Source organism: Anaerococcus sp. HMSC068A02 (assembly GCF_001811125.1).
GTDB classification, from domain to species: Bacteria; Bacillota; Clostridia; order Tissierellales; family Peptoniphilaceae; genus Anaerococcus; species Anaerococcus vaginalis_C.
The window spans coordinates 18,419-35,142 of the sequence record NZ_KV803765.1; the positions used below are offsets into that span (position 1 = coordinate 18,419).

A 16,724-nucleotide genomic window follows, 5' to 3' on the forward strand; every position below is an offset into this window, starting at 1 on the left:
TATGTATGTGAGGTGATTAGATGATTTCAAGGGAAATTATACAAAAATTAAAAGAGACGTATCCAGTAGGTACAAGAGTAAAACTAATCAAAATGGAAGATGACGAGGCACCTCCAGTTGGAACCTTAGGTACAGTTTATGGAGTGGATGCTATTGGATCAATCCTAGTAAAATGGGATAATGGTTCAACATTAAATGTAGTTTTCAGGGTTGATAGAATAGAAAAGATATCGAGTAAAGGTTGAAATATAGCCGTTATATCCTCTAATTAACTTGACTTATTTTTGGTTGTACGGTTATATGTACATACAAAAAAAGATAAGGAGAAAAAATATGGCATACAAATATATTAAAACACAGGAAGACTTAAATGAGTTAATCGACTCTTCAGCAATTACAATGCTTGGACTTTATGAAGGAGAAAATGGAGACTTAGCTTTCCAAGATTATTTAAAAGACTACCTTGAAGATGACACAATTTATATCACAATGGGAAAAACAATTAACGAATTTTACGAAAGCGACCTTCCTGAAGACTTAAGGATAGTAAGTTTAAAGTACATCAAGTTAGGAAGACTTCCAATTATAAGACTTGAGATTGGAGCGAAATGGTTTGATGACTTTATAGATAATCTTTAAAAAGATTGAAAAATAACCGATTTATAGGCATAAAAACTTGACTAATACTCTCCTATACGGGAATATGCATATAACAAAAGCAAAGGAGAGTAAAACCATGAAAAAAGAGCTTTTAGAAAGATTAGAGACAGAAGTTAAAGCTTGCAAAAGATACGCAAAAAACTCAATAAAAAAATCAAAAGAAGGCAAGACTGGAGCAGCCATTAACCTTTTAGACATAGCAGGAACAGCAAAGAAATGTGCAGACCAAGTTCATGAAGAACTTTGGGAGGTATCAAAAGGAAATTTAACAAATGAAGAATTTCAACTTTTTGCAGAATCAGAAACACTAGATAGAGAACTTAAGAAAGCTTACAAAGAATTAAAAATAGCAAGAAAAAGATAAAAATAAAATTCCAAATAGAGTTTAGGCTCTTTTTCTCGTAGTGAACTAGCTAATGGCTAGTATTTTTTATGCCTATTTTAAAAGGAAGGAGGTCAAATGAAATATAAACCAACTAAATTTATGTTACCTACATCTCACTATGATAAAAACAAAGCAGACTATGCTGTCACTTTTATAGAATGCCTGAAGCATACAAAAGGTAGATGGGCAGGTAAAGACTTCAAGCTTATTGACTGGCAGGAAGAAATCATAAGAGACTTATTTGGAATTGTGAAAGATACAGGGTATCGACAATTTAATACAGCCTATATTGAAATACCAAAGAAGATGGGAAAATCTGAACTTGCAGCTGCTGTAGCACTTCTCCTTACTTGTGGTGATGGAGAAGAAAGAGCAGAAGTTTATGGTTGTGCTGCTGATAGACAGCAAGCAACTATCGTCTTTGATGTTGCAGCTGATATGGTAAGGATGAGCCCAGCCTTATCTAAAAGAGTAAAGATTTTGGCATCTCAAAAGAGGATGATATATAAGCCTACCAATTCTTTCTATCAAGTTTTATCTGCAGAGGCTTATTCTAAACACGGATTTAATATCCATGGTGTAGTCTTTGACGAACTTCATACTCAGCCTAATAGAAAGTTATTTGATGTTATGACAAAAGGGTCTGGTGATGCAAGAACCCAACCCCTATATTTTCTTATAACAACTGCAGGAACAGATACAAAATCAATCTGCTACGAAACACATCAAAAGGCAGTCGACATACTTGAAGGAAGAAAAACTGATCCAACTTTCTATCCTGTGATTTATGGAGCAGATAGAGAAGACGATTGGACAGATGAAAAAGTATGGCATAAGGCAAATCCGTCTCTTGGAATTACAGTTCCAATTGAAAAAGTAAGACAAGCCTGTGAATCAGCTAAGCAAAATCCAACTGAAGAGAATGCTTTTAGACAACTAAGACTTAATCAATGGGTCAAACAATCAATTAGGTGGATGCCTATGGAAAAATGGGACTTATGTAATTTTGCTGTTAATGAAGAAGAACTAAAAGGCAGAGTTTGTTATGGAGGTCTTGACCTATCAAGCACAACGGATATTACAGCTTTTGTTTTAGTCTTTCCTCCAATAGATGAAGATGATAAATATCAAATATTACCCTATTTTTGGTTACCAGAAGATAACCTCGACCTAAGAGTAAAAAGAGACCATGTAAACTATGACCTATGGAAAAAACAAGGTTATATTATGACAACAGAAGGAAATGTAGTTCACTATGGATTTATAGAAAAATTTATAGAGAACTTAGGTGAGATATACAATATCCGAGAAATTGCATTTGATAGATGGGGAGCAGTTCAGATGGTTCAAAACTTAGAAGGCATGGGTTTTACAGTTGTTCCTTTTGGTCAAGGATTTAAAGATATGTCTCCACCAACAAAAGAATTAATGAAACTAACCCTTGAAAGAAAAATAGCCCATGGGGGTCATCCAGTTCTAAGGTGGATGATGGATAATATTTTTATACGAACTGACCCTGCTGGAAACATCAAGGCAGATAAGGAAAAATCTACAGAAAAGATAGATGGAGTAATTGCTACAATTATGGCTCTTGATAGGGCGATAAGGTGTGGTAATGATACAAGTGAATCTGTTTATGATGATAGGGGATTGATTGTTTTTTAATCTCTCTATTTTTGATTTATCATAGCCAAATTTAGAAAAGTAGCGAGATTTAGAGTTAAGTAAAAATGCACGAAAAAAGCCACCATATAGGTGGCTAGAATATGTATACCAATTGCTTATGAGTGACGATAACACATATCGCTTACCTAGATAATGGCACTTGAATAAGACTTACTGTTGGTATAATCATGATACTTTAAAAATAGAAAAAAGTCAAGTTTTATAGGGGAAATTCAAAAATATATTTTAAGATACCATTGTCTCTTAAAGTTTTAAACTCATCGGCGTAATTACCTGTTTTAAGATGAGAATACAAGATATTTGAGAAAACATCAGCGATTTGAATATTTGAGTTATTGGCAGAGTCAAAATATGAAACCGCAAAATTTCCTTGATTAATCCCAGTTATGCAAAGTTCAGTGTTTAAATAGTCCTCAAGAAAGAATCTCGATTCGGTTCTTTCATTTCTTTCATCAAGTTGTAAAAGATGATTCTCACTTGGTATGTAATTATTTCTTATGAAGTAGTCCAGTGATATTTTTAATAGGTAATTGAAAACCCTAGATGTATTTGAACAAAAAGTATCTTTGAGTCTTGAATTGTCAACTTTTAAATAGAAAAGACTGAAGTTGCTTTTTCTGGCAAAGAAGTTTATAAATTTTTGTTTCATGGGTCTATCAAAAGCAGAACCTTTTAACTCATGAAATGATCCATTTAAAAACATTTTTTGCCTATTGTCTATTCTTTTAAGCTCTTCAAGATTAGATGCTACAAAACGTTTATAGGATCTTTTTAAAGTATTAGAATTATCTGGAATAATTAACGTGATAATGAAGTATTCATTTTTAAGTTGATTATTAATTGTTCCTGATTCGTCGATATATATGTTCATAGTTTGTCCTTCCAGTAAATATATTAACATTATATCACAAATGATTAAAATTTTAGGAGGTGGTAATATAAACATTTTAAATTTAATATTCAAGTCGAGAGACAAACCTAAAGACGGGGAGAGGATATCTTCATCGTCTTTTTTATTTGGGAGAACAACAGCAGGAAGGAATGTCAACGAATTTACTGCTATGCAAATGACGGCAGTTTATTCATGTGTGAGAGTTCTTGCTGAAACCTTAGCAGGACTTCCTCTTCATCTATATAAAAGAGGGGATTCAAACTCAAAGGAAAAAGCAAAAGACCATGCCATATATTTTCTTTTACACGATGAGCCAAATACTGAAATGACTTCCTTTGTATTTAGAGAAACATTAATGACCCATCTATTACTTTGGGGTAATGCCTATGCTCAGATAATTCGTAATGGAAGAAATGAGGTTATTGGTCTCTATCCACTAATGCCAAATAAGATGACTGTAATGAGAAGTGAAGATGGAGAAATCTTCTATAAATACAATCATAAATCAGAAGAAGTTTATCTCTTAAAAGAAGATGTTCTTCATATACCAGGACTTGGTTTTGATGGACTCATAGGATACTCGCCAATCACCATGGCTAAAAACGCAATTGGAATGGCTATGGCTTGTGAAGATTACGGAGCGTCATTCTTCCAAAATGGAGCACAACCAGGTGGAGTTTTAGAGCATCCAGGTATTATCAAAGACCCAGAAAGAGTCAGGGAGTCATGGAACGCAGCCTTTCAAGGGCCTAAGAACGCCAACAAAGTGGCTGTACTTGAAGAGGGGATGAAGTATCAACCCATAGCCATAGCACCAAGTGAAGCCCAGTTTTTGGAAACAAGAAAGTTTCAGTTAAATGAGATAGCAAGGATATTCAGAATACCACCTCACATGATTGGCGACTTGGAGAAATCATCATTTTCAAATATAGAACAGCAGTCACTTGAATTTGTTAAATACACCCTTGACCCTTGGATCGTTCGTTGGGAGCAATCCTTAGAAAGAGCACTATTAACAAAGAAAGAAAAAGAATCCTACTTTATTAAATTTAATCTTGATGGACTTCTGAGGGGAGACTATGAATCAAGGATGAATGGATATGCTGTAGGAAGACAAAATGGCTGGATGAGTGCAAATGACATAAGAGAATTAGAAAACCTAGATAGGATATCAGCTGAAGAAGGTGGTGACTTATACCTTGTAAATGGAAATATGCTACCACTTGATAAAGCAGGTAGTTTCTATCAGCAGAAAGGAGAAGAAATAAATCCTAATGAAGAACAATAAAATATTTTGGAATTGGAATAAGGATTCAAATGAACTCTATATAGATGGAGTTATTGCAGAAGAGTCTTGGTTTGATGATGAAATCACTCCAAGGCTCTTTTTTGAAGAATTAAAAAATAAAAGTGGAGACATAACTGTGTGGATCAACTCTCCTGGTGGAGATTGTATAGCTGCATCAAGAATTTACACCATGCTTTTAGAGCACAAGGGAAATGTGACTATTAAGATTGACGGGCTTGCAGCATCAGCAGCATCAGTCATTGCTATGGCAGGAACTGAAGTATTGATGAGTCCTACCTCACTAATGATGATTCACAACCCCTTAACTGTAGCCATTGGTGACTCAAAAGAAATGCAAAAAGCCATAGATATGTTAAAGGAAGTCAAGGAATCAATCATCAATGCTTATGAGATTAAGACAGGTTTATCAAGAGAAGAAATTTCTAATCTAATGGATGGAGAGACTTGGTTTGATAAGAACAAGGCTATTGAGATGGGTTTTTGTGATGGAACTCTCACTGACAAAAGAAAAGATGAAAAAGTCACTAATATGGTTTTTTCAAGACGAGCAGTTACAAACTCACTTTTAACAAAGATAAATAAAGAAGTAAAGACTCACTCAATGAGTGAGGTAGAAGAAAGATTAAACAAAATTAAAAACACTTGGAGGTAATTATGAATTTAAAAGAACTTTTAGAAAAGAGAACTAAGGCTTGGGATGAGGCAAAGGCATTTGCTGAATCTAAGAAAGATGAAAAGGGTCTAATGTCTGATGAAGACTTTAAGACATATGAAGAGATGGAAAGAACTATCGAGAATTATACTCGTGAAATTGAAAGAAAGAAGAGGGAAGAAGAAATGGATAAATCCTTAGAAAAACCTACTACTCAAGCACTAACAAATGAACCTGCTACTTTTAATGAAGAAGAAAAGCCAATGAGGGCAAGAAATGTCTATAAGAAATCTATGATGAAAGCATTAAGAACTAACTTTAGAGATATTTCAAATGAATTAAAAGTAGGTACAGATGAAAGTGGTGGATATTTAGTTCCAGAAGAAATGGAAGTAGATATTGTAAATGGTCTTGAAGATGAAAATATTGTAAGAAAATTAGCTACAAAAGTTCAAACTTCAGGACTCCATAAAATTAATATTGCAGCTACTAAACCAGCAGCCCTATGGGTAGAAGAAGGTGGCCAACTTACCTTTGGAGATGGCACATTCGATCAAGTATCTCTTGATGCACACAAACTCCACGTTGGAATTAAAGTTACTGAAGAACTTCTCTATGATGCAGCCTTTAATTTAGAAAAATACATCACTGAAGAATTTACTAGAGCACTAGCAAATGCTGAAGAGGATGCCTTCCTAAATGGAGATGGAGTAAATAAGCCTACGGGAATTTTTGATTCTAAAAAAGGTGGAGAACTTGGTGTGACAACAAAGGCTCAAACAATTACTGCAGATGAACTAATTGATTTAGTTTACTCCCTAGATAGACCATATAGAAAGAAAGCAGCCTTCATTTTAAATGATGCAACAGTTGCTCAAATTAGAAAACTTAAAGATGTTAATGGTGCATATATTTGGCAACCATCACTTAAGGATGGAGAACCAGATAGACTTTTAGGATATCCTGCATATACATCAGCCTTTGCTCCAAAAGCTGAAAAAGGAAAATTGGCAGTAGCCTTTGGCGATTTTTCATATTACAAGATTGGAGATAGAGGAAATAGGTCTTTCCAAGACTTAAAGGAACTATTTGCTGGAAATGGCATGGTTGGTTTCTTAGGTAAAGAAAGAGTTGATGGAATCCTTGTATTAAGAGAAGCAGTTAAACTTTTAAAAATCGGTGCTACTGCCTAGGGAGTAAACTATGATTACTCTTGAGGAAGCAAAGTCCTATTTAAGGGTGGATTTTGATGATGAGGATGAGATGATTAATTCTCTCATCCAATCATCAATCAAACATTCTATGGATGTAGCTAGAGTTAATAGTGAAGAAGACCTTTCTAAAAATCCAAATGGAAAGATAGCTGTCTTATATATGACTGCTTATCTTTATGAACATAGAGAAGAGGCAGATTATTCTGAATTAAACTTAACTCTAAGGGCTTTATTATTTGGAATGAGAAAGGCTGAGTTCTAATGAAGATATCAGATTTAAATAGAAAAATAACCTTTCAAAATAAAAATGTGGAAGTTGATGAGATAGGTAACCATAAATCAGTATGGATGGACTATCTAACAACATCAACCTATATATCTTTTCAAGGTAAAGGCGAAGAAGTTTTTCTAGGGATGGAAGTAGACAGGTCGGATATTTCTTTTACTGTGAGATTTCAAAATAGGTTAAAGAATATTAACACTTCAGAATACAGAATTCTATTTGATGATGAAATGTACAATATCATCTCAATTGACTTTATGAACTATAAAAATAGACTTATAAAGTTTAGGTGTAGGAAGGTGAGTAGATGAATGTAAAAATTGAAAACCTCGCCAGTGAAATAATGAAAGGCTTAGAAGATTATTCTGATATGGCAACAGATGAAGTCAAAAAGGAAGTCAAAAAAGCTGGTAGCAATATTAGAAAAGACATACAAGAAAATGCACCTGTAGGAGAAACAAAGAAATATTCTAAATCTTGGTCTGTTAAAACAATGAAAGAAACTTCAAACTCAATAGAACTCGTAGTCCATTCAAGAAATAGATATCAACTGGCACATCTACTAGAGAAAGGTCACGTCCTTAGACAGGGAGGAAGAGTATCTGCTAAGCCTCATATTGGACCAGCTGAGGAGAAAGGAATCAGAGAATTGGAAGAAAATATTATGAGGAAACTAAACGATGGATAGGCTATTAAAAATAATTGAAGCTATAGGACTTCCATTTGCATACTCGCACTTTGCTGAAGGAGAAAGTCCAGACCCACCATTTTTGGTTTATCTATTTCCAAAGAATAAACACTTTGGTGCAGATGGAGTAGTTTTCTATAAAAACACCCAAATAGACTTAGAACTATACACCGATAAGAAAGACTTAAAATTAGAAGAAAAAATAGAAGCGATCCTTGATAGAGAAAAAATCTATTATGAAAAATCTGAAGTTTGGATTGAATCAGAAAGACTCTATGAAGTTTTATATGAATTTACTATGGAGGTAAAAAATGGCTAATAAAGTTAAATTTAATATTTGTAATGTTCACTACGCTCTCTTCGATAAAGCCGAAGAGGGCGTTATTAAATATAAGACACCAGTGCCAATGCCTGGTGCTGTTTCAATTTCATTAGATCCAAATGGAGAGCCTGAAAGCTTTTATGCAGATGGAATTGAATATTACACTATTTCAAACAATATGGGATATGACGGAGATTTGGAAATCGCTCTTATTCCAGAATCCTTTAGGACTGATGTTTTGATGGAAAAATCAGACTCCAATAAAGTTCTAATTGAGTCTTCAAACTCTGAAACTGCAAACTTTGCACTGTTATTTGAGTTTGATGGAGACCAAAAGAAAATCCGTCACGTCATGTATAACTGTTCAGCAGCAAGACCTACTCTCGAAGGAGAAACTAATGAAGAATCAAGAGAAGTTCAACCAGAAACCTTGTCAATTCAAGCAAGACCACTTCCAAATGTAAATGTAAAGGCTAGAACAGGTGAAGAAACTACGAAGGAAACTTACGATGGTTGGTATAAGTCAGTCTATATGCCAACAGAAACTACAGTAACACCTTCAAGAGCAAGTGTTGGAGGTAAATAAATATGGCACTAACCAAGAAAATTCAAATCGATGGGAAAGAAGTTGTTTTCCGTGCATCAGCAGCTATCCCAAGAATCTATAGGCTTAAATTTGGAAGAGATATCTTCAAAGACTTAATGGAATTAGAAAAGTCCATGAAGAAAAATGATGAAGATAAATCTAATCTTGATATAGGCTCATTAGAACTATTTGAAAATATAGCCTATGTAATGGCAAAGCATGGAGATAAATCTGTGCCAGATAGTCCAGAAGAATGGTTGGATAATTTCTCAACCTTTTCAATTTACCAAATTCTACCTCAGCTAATTGAGTTATGGGGGCTTAACATAAAGTCGGAAGAAGTTCCTAAAAAAAAGTAAGACCAACAGAAAGACCAATGACTACACCCTTGTTTCTACTAAGGGCGGTGGAACTTGGTCTTTCTGTTTCTGATTTATCTCTTTTAACAATTGGACTTGTAAATGATATGTTCACAGAAAAAAATAATGACGACTATAAATACAAAGAAGTAGCTACGCAAGAAGATTATGATAAATTTTAATCTTCAAGCTTAGCTACTCTTTTTTCAGCATCTTTATAGACTTTGGATTCCGCTCTTGCACCGATAATAATGACAAGAACTTCATCATCTGATTTTTCCAACTTATAAACGATTCTAAGACCTGAACTCTTAAGTTTAATTTTCATAAGACCAGCAAGCTTAGAATCAGAATGGTTAGAAAGAGGCTTGCCATAGCCACCTTCAGTATTAGGAAGAGGATTTATTAAGATCCTCTTAAGTGCTTTATCGACAATTTTTCTTTGAGATCCATCTAAGGCTTTATAGTCTTGGATGGCTTCTTTTATAAAGGATAGTTTATAGTTCATTCGATTTCGTCCTCATCAAGAGGAGAGACTTCATTTAAATCGATATGGAAGGCTTCTTCAAATTCATCTTGAGAAATTAAATCGGATTTATCCATTGATGACATCCTAGTATTGGCAAGCATAAGATCTCTTGCATCTTCGAGCTCATCAATGAGTTTCGTATATTCATCAGGGGAAACAAGAATGCACTCAGGAGCATTATTTTTTAATACGACCTTAGAACCGTTAACTTTGACATCATCGAAAATACGTCCAGCTAGGCCTCGATTAAATTCAGAAATGGATACAGTCTTATTGGATAATTCTTTTACAAAATTCATACTTATCACCTCAAGATAAGTATAGCATAAATTGATAAAAACATCAATAAAAACACTGATAAATATATCTCTAAAGAGGAGGTGAGATATTGGCAAATAGAATAAAAGGGATAACTGTTGAAATTGGTGGAGATACTACCAAATTACAGACTGCACTAAAACAAGTTAATACGGAGATAAAACATACTCAGTCTGAACTTCGTGATGTCAATAAACTTCTTAAACTTGATCCTGGCAACACTGAACTTATCTCCCAAAAGCATAAGCTATTAGGACAGACCTTAGAAGAAACAAAGAATAAATTAACCTCTTTAAAAGAGGCACAAAAACAAGCTGAACAGGCTCTCGCAGAAGGAAAGATTTCCCAAGAGCAATATGATGCCCTTAAACGAGAGATTATTGAAACAGAACAAGCCCTAAAGTCTCTAGAAAGACAAGGAGCAACCACTAATCAAACCCTTCAAAACATAGCTATTACTGGAGAAAAATGGCAAAACACAGGGCAAAATATAGAAAACGTGGGAAGAAAAATGATGCCAGTATCTCTTGCAGTAGCAGGTCTTGGAGTAGCAGCTGTAAAGACTGCATCAGATTTTGATTCTGGCATGTCAAAGGTAAAAGCAGTATCTGGTGCAACAGGGTCCGACTTTGATGCCCTAAGGGAAAAGGCCCGTGAAATGGGAGCCAAGACCAAGTTCTCAGCATCTGAAGCGGCAGAGGCTATGAATTATATGGCCATGGCTGGTTGGAAAAGTAAAGATATGATTAGTGGTATTGAAGGAGTCATGAACCTTGCTGCAGCTAGTGGTGAGGACTTAGCTACTACTTCAGATATCGTAACAGATGCCCTTACAGCCTTTGGTTTAAAAGCAGAAGATTCTTCTCACTTTGCTGATGTTCTTGCTGCGGCATCATCTAATGCCAATACCAATGTTTCATTAATGGGTGAAACCTTTAAATATGCTGCACCTATTGCTGGTACACTTGGCTATTCAGTTGAAGATACAGCAGTAGCTATAGGTTTAATGGCTAACGCAGGAATAAAAGGCTCACAAGCAGGGACAGCTTTAAGGTCTGGACTAACAAGACTCGCATCACCAACTAAAGAAGTTATTAATGGAATGTCCATGTTGGGATTATCTATTGAAGATGTACAGGGCCTTTCACTTGATGAGACTCTAAGCACCTTTAGAGTAGCCTTTGCTAATTTAGATGGAACTCAAAAAGCACAAGCGGCATCCATGATATTTGGTAAAAATGCCATGTCTGGAATGTTGGCAATAATAAATGCCAGTGAGAAAGACTACAACAGTTTGAGTGATGCCATTTATAACGCAGATGGAACAGCAGAAAAAATGGCTGCTACTATGCAGGATAACCTAGCTGGTCAATTAAAGATCCTACAATCTGCCTTAGAAGAATTAGCTATATCCTTTGGAGAACTTTTAATGCCTGCTGTTAGAAAAGCAGTAGACATATTAACAAAACTGGTAAATGGGCTTAATGCGCTTCCAGGTCCAGTAAAAGGTATTATTGCTGGTATTGGTCTTTTTATAGCTGCTCTTGGACCTGTACTTATGATTGTAGGAAAACTTATCTGGTCAATAGGTACTATTATGACCAAAGGACCTCTAATAGTAGGAGGAATAACTAAGATAGTTGGAATCTTTACAGGGACACTTATACCAGCAATCACTGCAGTAGTATCAGCCATTGGGATTGTTCCTATTGCTATTGGTGCAGTAATAGCTGGTCTTGTTCTTTTATGGAAGAAGTGCGACTGGTTTAGAGAAGGGGTCATCTCCATATGGGAAACTATTAAGGAATCAACTGTTGCCATTTGGAATGGAATAAAAGAATTTTTCGTAAACCTATGGCAAGGAATATCAGAATCTTGGACAAGTACCTGGACTGAAATCACAAGTTTTCTATCAGAATTTTGGTCTGGATTTATTGAAGGAGTGAAGACTACTTGGAAAGGCATCAAGGACTTCTTTGCCAACCTATGGAATGGACTTGCTGAAGGATGGAACAGTATATGGACATCTATAACAACTTTTCTAACTGAATCTTGGAATACCTTTATTGAGGGAGCCAAGAGTTTATGGCAAAGTTTAGGAGAATTCTTTACAAGCCTCTGGACGGGAATTCAAACAACTTTTACCAATATATGGACAGCTATATCAACTACAACTACAGAAGTATTTACAGCAGTTGGAGAGTTTATCAAGACTACTTGGGAAGGTATTAAGACTTTAATTTCAACAGTTCTTGATGCAATTAAAGTAAAAGTAGAAACCATTTGGAATGGACTAAAAAAGTTCTTAACAACAGTCATCACTGCCATTGGAGAATTTATTTCTACATCCTGGACCAATATAAAAACGACTATTGAGACTATCTTGACTTCTATTAAGACGGTCTTTGAATCAATCTGGAATGGGATAAAGACCTTTATCTCATCAACAATGAATAACATTAAGTCCTTTGTTTCATCTGCTTGGAATTCTATAAAGTCGACTATCTCCTCCGCAGTAAATAGTGCAAAGTCAGCAGTATCATCTGCCTTTAATTCTATGAGATCAAGCATTTCATCTACCATGTCAAATATTCAGTCCACTATTAGAAATGGATTTAATAATGCGGTTAATCACATTAAGAATTTGGCGTCTCAAGCTTATACATGGGGAGCTGATATGATTAACGGAATTGCAAGAGGTATTAGAAGTGCCATTAGCAATGTGACATCTGCAGTATCGAATGTGGCATCAACTATTAGGTCTTACTTGCACTTCTCTGTTCCAGATGTTGGTCCACTTACTGATTATGAATCATGGATGCCAGACTTCATGCAAGGCTTATCAAAAGGAATTGAAAAGAGCAGGAAATTAGTTCAATCTTCGATGGAAAATGTAGCAAGTGATATGGTTTTAAGTCCAAATATATCAGCTGTTGGCATAGGTGGATATGATAAAGAATCTGCTGTAAATGGAATTGATATAGGAAGACAAATATCTGATGCACTTGCAAACATTAATTTAAAATCAGAAAATACTGGAGATATTGTCATACCAGTCTATCTTGGAGGCACACTCCTTGATGAAGTTATTGTTAATGCATCTATGCGCAAGAATTTAAGAAGTGGAGGTAGGTAATGAAATATCAATCATATTTAATTATTGAAGGAGTAGACCTACCTCTACCAAATTCTTATGATTTGGAGTTTAGAGATATAGAAGCAGATACTGGCGGAGAAACAGAGGCAGGTACTATTCAAAGGGATATTGTTAGAAACAAAGTAGCAAGTATTTCTGTAGGTTTTTCATGTAGTCCTAAACTTGTAATGACATTAAGTAATTTTGCTAATAAGTCTAATCTAAAAGTTAAATACTTAGATACAGAAACATTAGAATTAAAAGAGACACAAATGTATATAGACAAGTTTCAAGTCAAACTAATAAAAGATACTTCTTATAAAGGATTGTGGGAAGTATCTTTTTCATTGGAGGAATACTAATGACCTAACCCAAAATCATAGATTTTGGGTTAGGTCAGATGTCGCTTTGTTTCAAATCTTTGATTTGTCAAAAAGCGACTAATGTACAGAAATGGAGGTGATAAGTTGTTCTTAACAAGTGAAGAATATAAAACAGTTATAAAAAAGAACTCTCGTAATTTTTACTGGACGGGAAATATCATCTTAAAAGATGAAACAATCATTCCATTTACAAATAAAGATATTCTTAAAGGATCAGGATATATCCATCGTTCCTGCTCTGGATCTTCTGAACTTGAAATAGGTACAGTTTATGCTGGAGAGTTTGGAATCAGTCTTTTTTCAGATATAGATAGGTATTCTTTAGAGGATTCTAAATTAGAACTCTTTTATCATCAAGAATTAGAAAATAAAAAGATTGAAACCATACCAATGGGAATCTTTGATGTCACTGAGGCAAATAGGTCTAAGAAAATTTTAGAACTAAAAGGTTATGACTATATGCTTAGGTTTGATAAGAACTTTCCTGTAACAGATACCTTTGGTACAGCTTTTGAATTACTAAGTCTTTCATGTGAGAAGTGCAAGGTAGAACTAGGTATGACAGAAGATGAGATAAAGACTTTTGTTAATGGTGAGGAAGTTTTGGCAATTTATCAAGACCATGATATAGAAACCTATAGGGACTTTATTCACTATATAGCATCGACTCTTGGTGCTTTTGCTGGGGTCTCTCGTGATGGTAAGTTGGTTTTAAAGAAGTATGCAGAAAGCATATCAACTGAAATTAAATCAAGAGAAAGATTTTCTTCATCAATATCAGATTTTAAGACAAGATATACAGCCATCAACTCAACAAATGCAAAGACTAAAATAGCTGAATACTATTCTTTAGAAAATGATGATGGCCTAACTATGAACCTTGGAATAAATCCTTTAATGCAATTAGGACTTCCAGAAAAAAGAAAAAGGATGTGTGAGGTGCTTCTTACTGAAGTTTGCAAAATTCACCACACACCTTTTGATATGGTAACAATAGGAGACCCCAGCCTCGATGTTGGAGATAGGATAGCTATTTCTTACGAAGAAGAAAAGATTGAAGGACTTATTACCGACATTGAATACAAGATAAATGGAAAACACAGGATTTTAGGAGTTGGGAAGAATCCATACCTATCCAAGGCCAAAAGCAAGAATGATAAAAATATAGTAGGACTATTAAATCAGATTGAATCGGAAAAGTTGGTAGTCCATGCCTACTCAAACTATTCTGCCTTTAATCTTTCCACAACGGATACGCCAATAATTCGTATAGAATTTGCCTCCAATAAAGAAACGGAGGCAATTTTTAATGCATCTATCTTGTTAAATATAATTTGTGATACTGAAGAAAAGACAAGAAAGGTGTCAAGAAAAGTAAAGAAACAAGTAGAGGTTTTAAATAAAGATGGAAAATCCTATGATCCTCCAAAGTTTGAAGAAAAAGAGGAAGTAGAAGAATTAGACTTTATTGAAAATATAGAAATACCAACAAGGATAGTTATTACTTATGTTTTAAATGATACAAAAATAGAACATCACATTCCCAAAGAAACCTACCTAAGTGGTGACCACATTCTAAATCTTTTTTACCCACTAACTAAACTTCAGGAAAAGACGATGAACAACTTTTCAGTCCTCATTAGGCTTGAATCAGGACAAGCAATGATTGGAAAAGATAATGCTATCGCAGCTATATCTGGTCAATCTCTAGGTTCTACAGAGGCTTGGGATGGAAAGATTAAGATTGATGAATCCTGGAAGATAATAGAACTTAGTCATTCATTCCTGCTTAGGAAATTGAAGGCTGAATACCAAGTAGAAAGTCAAGTCCCAAGACCACTAGTATTTAATGAGAAGGTAGGAAGATTTAAATATCAAGGATTGGTGCTTGGAAAATATAAAGAAGAAATCACTACAGAATTTAAAGATAAGGAGGAAGAAGGAAATGCTCAAGGGTAAATCAGTCATTGAACTAACTGATGTGAGAACAAATACGAAGGAGATATATGAAGATGAAAACTTAATAACCAATGCTGTGCCAGATTTATTAAGACTGAATCCATCAGGGCTTATGTATCCGATATATAAAACAAATGCAGAGGAATACAAGGAAGAAATATTCCCAATAGCAAATAAGTGTTATGGGGGTATTTTATTATTTGAAGCTCCTCTCGATGAAAATTCAAATAAATATATAGCACCTGCAAATAATAAGATAATTGGATATGCATCGAATGATGTTAATTCAACAGATGCACCAAAAAGAGGCTCTGCCAATTTAACTGAATCTACTCCTATAGAAAACGGATATAAATTTGTTTGGGATTTTTCAACATCGCAAGCCAATGGAAGAATATCTGCTCTTGCACTAACTCATTATAAAGGAGGGAGATATTTTTATGGAGATGCTTATGGCAGACAGTCTTGCTTAAGGTTAAATTACACCTATACATCCATAGATAATGAAATTTTGAAAGTTTACGTAGGTATGGTAGAAGCTGATGCTCTCCATAATACAATTACTTCTGTTTGGCCATTGGAAAACAAAACATTAGAAATATTAAAAATGCAAGAACCATTAACCAGTATTGGATTAAATGATCCAATCTTTAAAAATGCTCCTCAAAATATAGAAAAGACGACAATCTCTATAGAAGACTTTTATAAAAATATCGGAACGTATGACTGGTATGAATCGGGATTTTTTGATGGTAAAGATGGCTATTACTATGGCTTCATAAGAAATCTTGAAAACAATTATACTGACTTAAATAGGATAAAGATAAAAAAGGATGATTGTAGCTATACGATAGATCATTGGAAATTAAATAATATTAGACTCTATAGAATTGGATCATACCCATCAAGTTCTAATAGTGCCTATAAAAATGGTTATAGCTTGCTAAAGAATGGATATCTATACGTCCCTAATAATGACTGTAATAAAATCTATAAAATTAATGCAAATAATCCAGTTGATGTTTCAGAAATAGCCATTGATTTTGAAATGAAATACACATCTGGAGAAAGTACAAGTTTAGGAATTTATGAATGGGGTGATTATATACTGGGATATAAGTTTGTGATTGATGGAGACGATAATATCATTCAAACGAGCAATGCAACTTTTTATGACATGATGACTCCATCAATTGAATTTGGACCGTTTAGGGTAGGATATGGGTCTTTTAGAGGAAATCTCTATAAAAATTTATATTTGCACACTCCGTATCTTGGAACAATTAATAACTTATCAAGTCCAATATTAAAAACGGCAGATAAGACAATGAAAATAACTTACACACTAACAGAGGAGGAATAA

Annotated in this window: 21 protein-coding genes; 18 read left to right on the plus strand and 3 right to left on the minus strand. The window is 34.5% G+C overall.

Features of this window, described 5'->3' with window-relative positions:
- The first annotated feature begins 20 nt into the window (after positions 1 to 20).
- The 4 genes from HMPREF2782_RS06430 to HMPREF2782_RS06445 all read left to right on the plus strand — a co-directional run bounded on the left by HMPREF2782_RS06430 (position 21) and on the right by HMPREF2782_RS06445 (position 2,710).
- A complete protein-coding gene (locus HMPREF2782_RS06430; protein ID WP_070641705.1) occupies positions 21 to 245 on the plus strand; it encodes a DUF4314 domain-containing protein in 225 nt (74 codons plus the stop codon).
- Positions 246 to 333: 88 nt separating this feature from the next.
- On the plus strand, positions 334 to 639 hold the full coding sequence (locus HMPREF2782_RS06435; protein ID WP_070641706.1) for a hypothetical protein: 306 nt from the start codon (positions 334 to 336) through the stop codon (positions 637 to 639).
- Between the two features lie 97 nt (positions 640 to 736).
- Positions 737 to 1,024: a transcriptional regulator gene (locus HMPREF2782_RS06440; RefSeq protein ID WP_070641707.1), complete on the plus strand. Its 288-nt coding sequence runs from the start codon at positions 737 to 739 to the stop codon at positions 1,022 to 1,024.
- 96 nt (positions 1,025 to 1,120) lie between these two features.
- On the plus strand, positions 1,121 to 2,710 hold the full coding sequence (locus HMPREF2782_RS06445; protein ID WP_070641708.1) for a terminase large subunit: 1,590 nt from the start codon (positions 1,121 to 1,123) through the stop codon (positions 2,708 to 2,710).
- Between the two features lie 220 nt (positions 2,711 to 2,930).
- Here HMPREF2782_RS06445 and HMPREF2782_RS06450 read toward each other — a convergent pair whose 3' ends face one another.
- Entirely contained in the window at positions 2,931 to 3,602 is a 672-nt protein-coding gene (locus HMPREF2782_RS06450) for a DUF3800 domain-containing protein (protein ID WP_070641709.1), read from the minus strand.
- 67 nt (positions 3,603 to 3,669) lie between these two features.
- Here HMPREF2782_RS06450 and HMPREF2782_RS06455 point away from each other — a divergent pair, with 67 nt between their 5' ends.
- Genes HMPREF2782_RS06455 through HMPREF2782_RS09520 form a run of 10 tightly spaced genes read left to right on the plus strand, consistent with a single transcriptional unit; the run spans position 3,670 to position 9,218 of the window.
- Complete coding sequence (locus HMPREF2782_RS06455; protein WP_395852571.1) at positions 3,670 to 4,911, plus strand: phage portal protein; 1,242 nt, start codon at positions 3,670 to 3,672, stop codon at positions 4,909 to 4,911.
- Positions 4,898 to 5,584 carry a head maturation protease, ClpP-related gene (locus HMPREF2782_RS06460; RefSeq protein WP_049690773.1) on the plus strand — a complete coding sequence of 229 codons (687 nt, stop codon included), beginning with the start codon at positions 4,898 to 4,900 and terminating at the stop codon, positions 5,582 to 5,584. Before HMPREF2782_RS06455 ends, HMPREF2782_RS06460 begins: the two co-directional genes overlap by 14 nt.
- 2 nt (positions 5,585 to 5,586) lie before the next feature.
- Entirely contained in the window at positions 5,587 to 6,777 is a 1,191-nt protein-coding gene (locus tag HMPREF2782_RS06465) for a phage major capsid protein (RefSeq protein ID WP_070641710.1), read from the plus strand.
- Between the two features lie 10 nt (positions 6,778 to 6,787).
- A complete protein-coding gene (locus HMPREF2782_RS06470) occupies positions 6,788 to 7,060 on the plus strand; it encodes a head-tail connector protein (RefSeq protein WP_049690775.1) in 273 nt (90 codons plus the stop codon).
- A complete protein-coding gene (locus HMPREF2782_RS06475; RefSeq protein ID WP_070641711.1) occupies positions 7,060 to 7,392 on the plus strand; it encodes a phage head closure protein in 333 nt (110 codons plus the stop codon). Before HMPREF2782_RS06470 ends, HMPREF2782_RS06475 begins: the two co-directional genes overlap by 1 nt.
- Positions 7,389 to 7,769, plus strand: a complete 381-nt coding sequence (locus HMPREF2782_RS06480) for an HK97 gp10 family phage protein (RefSeq protein ID WP_070641712.1) — start codon at positions 7,389 to 7,391, stop codon at positions 7,767 to 7,769. Before HMPREF2782_RS06475 ends, HMPREF2782_RS06480 begins: the two co-directional genes overlap by 4 nt.
- Positions 7,762 to 8,088 (plus strand): hypothetical protein, encoded by a 327-nt coding sequence (locus tag HMPREF2782_RS06485; RefSeq protein WP_070641713.1) that lies wholly within the window; start codon positions 7,762 to 7,764, stop codon positions 8,086 to 8,088. The genes HMPREF2782_RS06480 and HMPREF2782_RS06485 overlap by 8 nt, the downstream gene beginning before the upstream one ends.
- Positions 8,081 to 8,677 (plus strand): major tail protein, encoded by a 597-nt coding sequence (locus HMPREF2782_RS06490; RefSeq protein ID WP_070641714.1) that lies wholly within the window; start codon positions 8,081 to 8,083, stop codon positions 8,675 to 8,677. The genes HMPREF2782_RS06485 and HMPREF2782_RS06490 overlap by 8 nt, the downstream gene beginning before the upstream one ends.
- A gap of 2 nt (positions 8,678 to 8,679) precedes the next feature.
- On the plus strand, positions 8,680 to 9,036 hold the full coding sequence (locus tag HMPREF2782_RS06495) for a hypothetical protein (protein WP_019117844.1): 357 nt from the start codon (positions 8,680 to 8,682) through the stop codon (positions 9,034 to 9,036).
- A 17-nt stretch (positions 9,037 to 9,053) separates the two neighbouring features.
- The gene (locus HMPREF2782_RS09520) at positions 9,054 to 9,218 is read left to right on the plus strand and encodes a hypothetical protein (RefSeq protein ID WP_186821662.1); all 165 of its coding nucleotides are present in this window, start codon (positions 9,054 to 9,056) and stop codon (positions 9,216 to 9,218) included.
- Here HMPREF2782_RS09520 and HMPREF2782_RS06500 read toward each other — a convergent pair.
- Both HMPREF2782_RS06500 and HMPREF2782_RS06505 read right to left on the minus strand, forming a co-directional pair.
- Positions 9,215 to 9,544, minus strand: coding sequence for a type II toxin-antitoxin system RelE family toxin (locus HMPREF2782_RS06500; RefSeq protein WP_070641715.1), 330 nt, complete (start codon positions 9,542 to 9,544; stop codon positions 9,215 to 9,217). The genes HMPREF2782_RS09520 and HMPREF2782_RS06500 overlap by 4 nt on opposite strands.
- Positions 9,541 to 9,864, minus strand: a complete 324-nt coding sequence (locus HMPREF2782_RS06505) for a type II toxin-antitoxin system Phd/YefM family antitoxin (RefSeq protein ID WP_070641716.1) — start codon at positions 9,862 to 9,864, stop codon at positions 9,541 to 9,543. Before HMPREF2782_RS06505 ends, HMPREF2782_RS06500 begins: the two co-directional genes overlap by 4 nt.
- An 89-nt stretch (positions 9,865 to 9,953) precedes the next feature.
- On the opposite strand from HMPREF2782_RS06505, the gene HMPREF2782_RS06510 reads away from it, so the two are divergent.
- From HMPREF2782_RS06510 to HMPREF2782_RS06525, 4 genes are all read left to right on the plus strand, one after another.
- Positions 9,954 to 13,019 carry a phage tail tape measure protein gene (locus HMPREF2782_RS06510; protein WP_070641717.1) on the plus strand — a complete coding sequence of 1,022 codons (3,066 nt, stop codon included), beginning with the start codon at positions 9,954 to 9,956 and terminating at the stop codon, positions 13,017 to 13,019.
- Positions 13,019 to 13,381: a hypothetical protein gene (locus tag HMPREF2782_RS06515; RefSeq protein WP_070641718.1), complete on the plus strand. Its 363-nt coding sequence runs from the start codon at positions 13,019 to 13,021 to the stop codon at positions 13,379 to 13,381. The genes HMPREF2782_RS06510 and HMPREF2782_RS06515 overlap by 1 nt, the downstream gene beginning before the upstream one ends.
- A gap of 81 nt (positions 13,382 to 13,462) precedes the next feature.
- Positions 13,463 to 15,361, plus strand: coding sequence for a hypothetical protein (locus HMPREF2782_RS06520; protein ID WP_261668741.1), 1,899 nt, complete (start codon positions 13,463 to 13,465; stop codon positions 15,359 to 15,361).
- Complete coding sequence (locus HMPREF2782_RS06525) at positions 15,348 to 16,724, plus strand: hypothetical protein (protein WP_070641720.1); 1,377 nt, start codon at positions 15,348 to 15,350, stop codon at positions 16,722 to 16,724. The genes HMPREF2782_RS06520 and HMPREF2782_RS06525 overlap by 14 nt, the downstream gene beginning before the upstream one ends.

Bases quoted from the DNA above. Each gene is read 5' to 3' on its own strand.
- HMPREF2782_RS06430 (WP_070641705.1), top strand. From the start codon at position 21: ATGATTTCAAGGGAAATTATACAAAAATTAAAAGAGACGTATCCAGTA.
- HMPREF2782_RS06435 (WP_070641706.1), top strand. From the start codon at position 334: ATGGCATACAAATATATTAAAACACAGGAAGACTTAAATGAGTTAATC.
- HMPREF2782_RS06440 (WP_070641707.1), top strand. From the start codon at position 737: ATGAAAAAAGAGCTTTTAGAAAGATTAGAGACAGAAGTTAAAGCTTGC.
- HMPREF2782_RS06445 (WP_070641708.1), top strand. From the start codon at position 1,121: ATGAAATATAAACCAACTAAATTTATGTTACCTACATCTCACTATGAT.
- HMPREF2782_RS06450 (WP_070641709.1), bottom strand. From the start codon at position 3,602: ATGAACATATATATCGACGAATCAGGAACAATTAATAATCAACTTAAA.
- HMPREF2782_RS06460 (WP_049690773.1), top strand. From the start codon at position 4,898: ATGAAGAACAATAAAATATTTTGGAATTGGAATAAGGATTCAAATGAA.
- HMPREF2782_RS06465 (WP_070641710.1), top strand. From the start codon at position 5,587: ATGAATTTAAAAGAACTTTTAGAAAAGAGAACTAAGGCTTGGGATGAG.
- HMPREF2782_RS06470 (WP_049690775.1), top strand. From the start codon at position 6,788: ATGATTACTCTTGAGGAAGCAAAGTCCTATTTAAGGGTGGATTTTGAT.
- HMPREF2782_RS06475 (WP_070641711.1), top strand. From the start codon at position 7,060: ATGAAGATATCAGATTTAAATAGAAAAATAACCTTTCAAAATAAAAAT.
- HMPREF2782_RS06480 (WP_070641712.1), top strand. From the start codon at position 7,389: ATGAATGTAAAAATTGAAAACCTCGCCAGTGAAATAATGAAAGGCTTA.
- HMPREF2782_RS06485 (WP_070641713.1), top strand. From the start codon at position 7,762: ATGGATAGGCTATTAAAAATAATTGAAGCTATAGGACTTCCATTTGCA.
- HMPREF2782_RS06490 (WP_070641714.1), top strand. From the start codon at position 8,081: ATGGCTAATAAAGTTAAATTTAATATTTGTAATGTTCACTACGCTCTC.
- HMPREF2782_RS06495 (WP_019117844.1), top strand. From the start codon at position 8,680: ATGGCACTAACCAAGAAAATTCAAATCGATGGGAAAGAAGTTGTTTTC.
- HMPREF2782_RS09520 (WP_186821662.1), top strand. From the start codon at position 9,054: ATGACTACACCCTTGTTTCTACTAAGGGCGGTGGAACTTGGTCTTTCT.
- HMPREF2782_RS06500 (WP_070641715.1), bottom strand. From the start codon at position 9,544: ATGAACTATAAACTATCCTTTATAAAAGAAGCCATCCAAGACTATAAA.
- HMPREF2782_RS06505 (WP_070641716.1), bottom strand. From the start codon at position 9,864: ATGAATTTTGTAAAAGAATTATCCAATAAGACTGTATCCATTTCTGAA.
- HMPREF2782_RS06515 (WP_070641718.1), top strand. From the start codon at position 13,019: ATGAAATATCAATCATATTTAATTATTGAAGGAGTAGACCTACCTCTA.
- HMPREF2782_RS06520 (WP_261668741.1), top strand. From the start codon at position 13,463: ATGTACAGAAATGGAGGTGATAAGTTGTTCTTAACAAGTGAAGAATAT.
- HMPREF2782_RS06525 (WP_070641720.1), top strand. From the start codon at position 15,348: ATGCTCAAGGGTAAATCAGTCATTGAACTAACTGATGTGAGAACAAAT.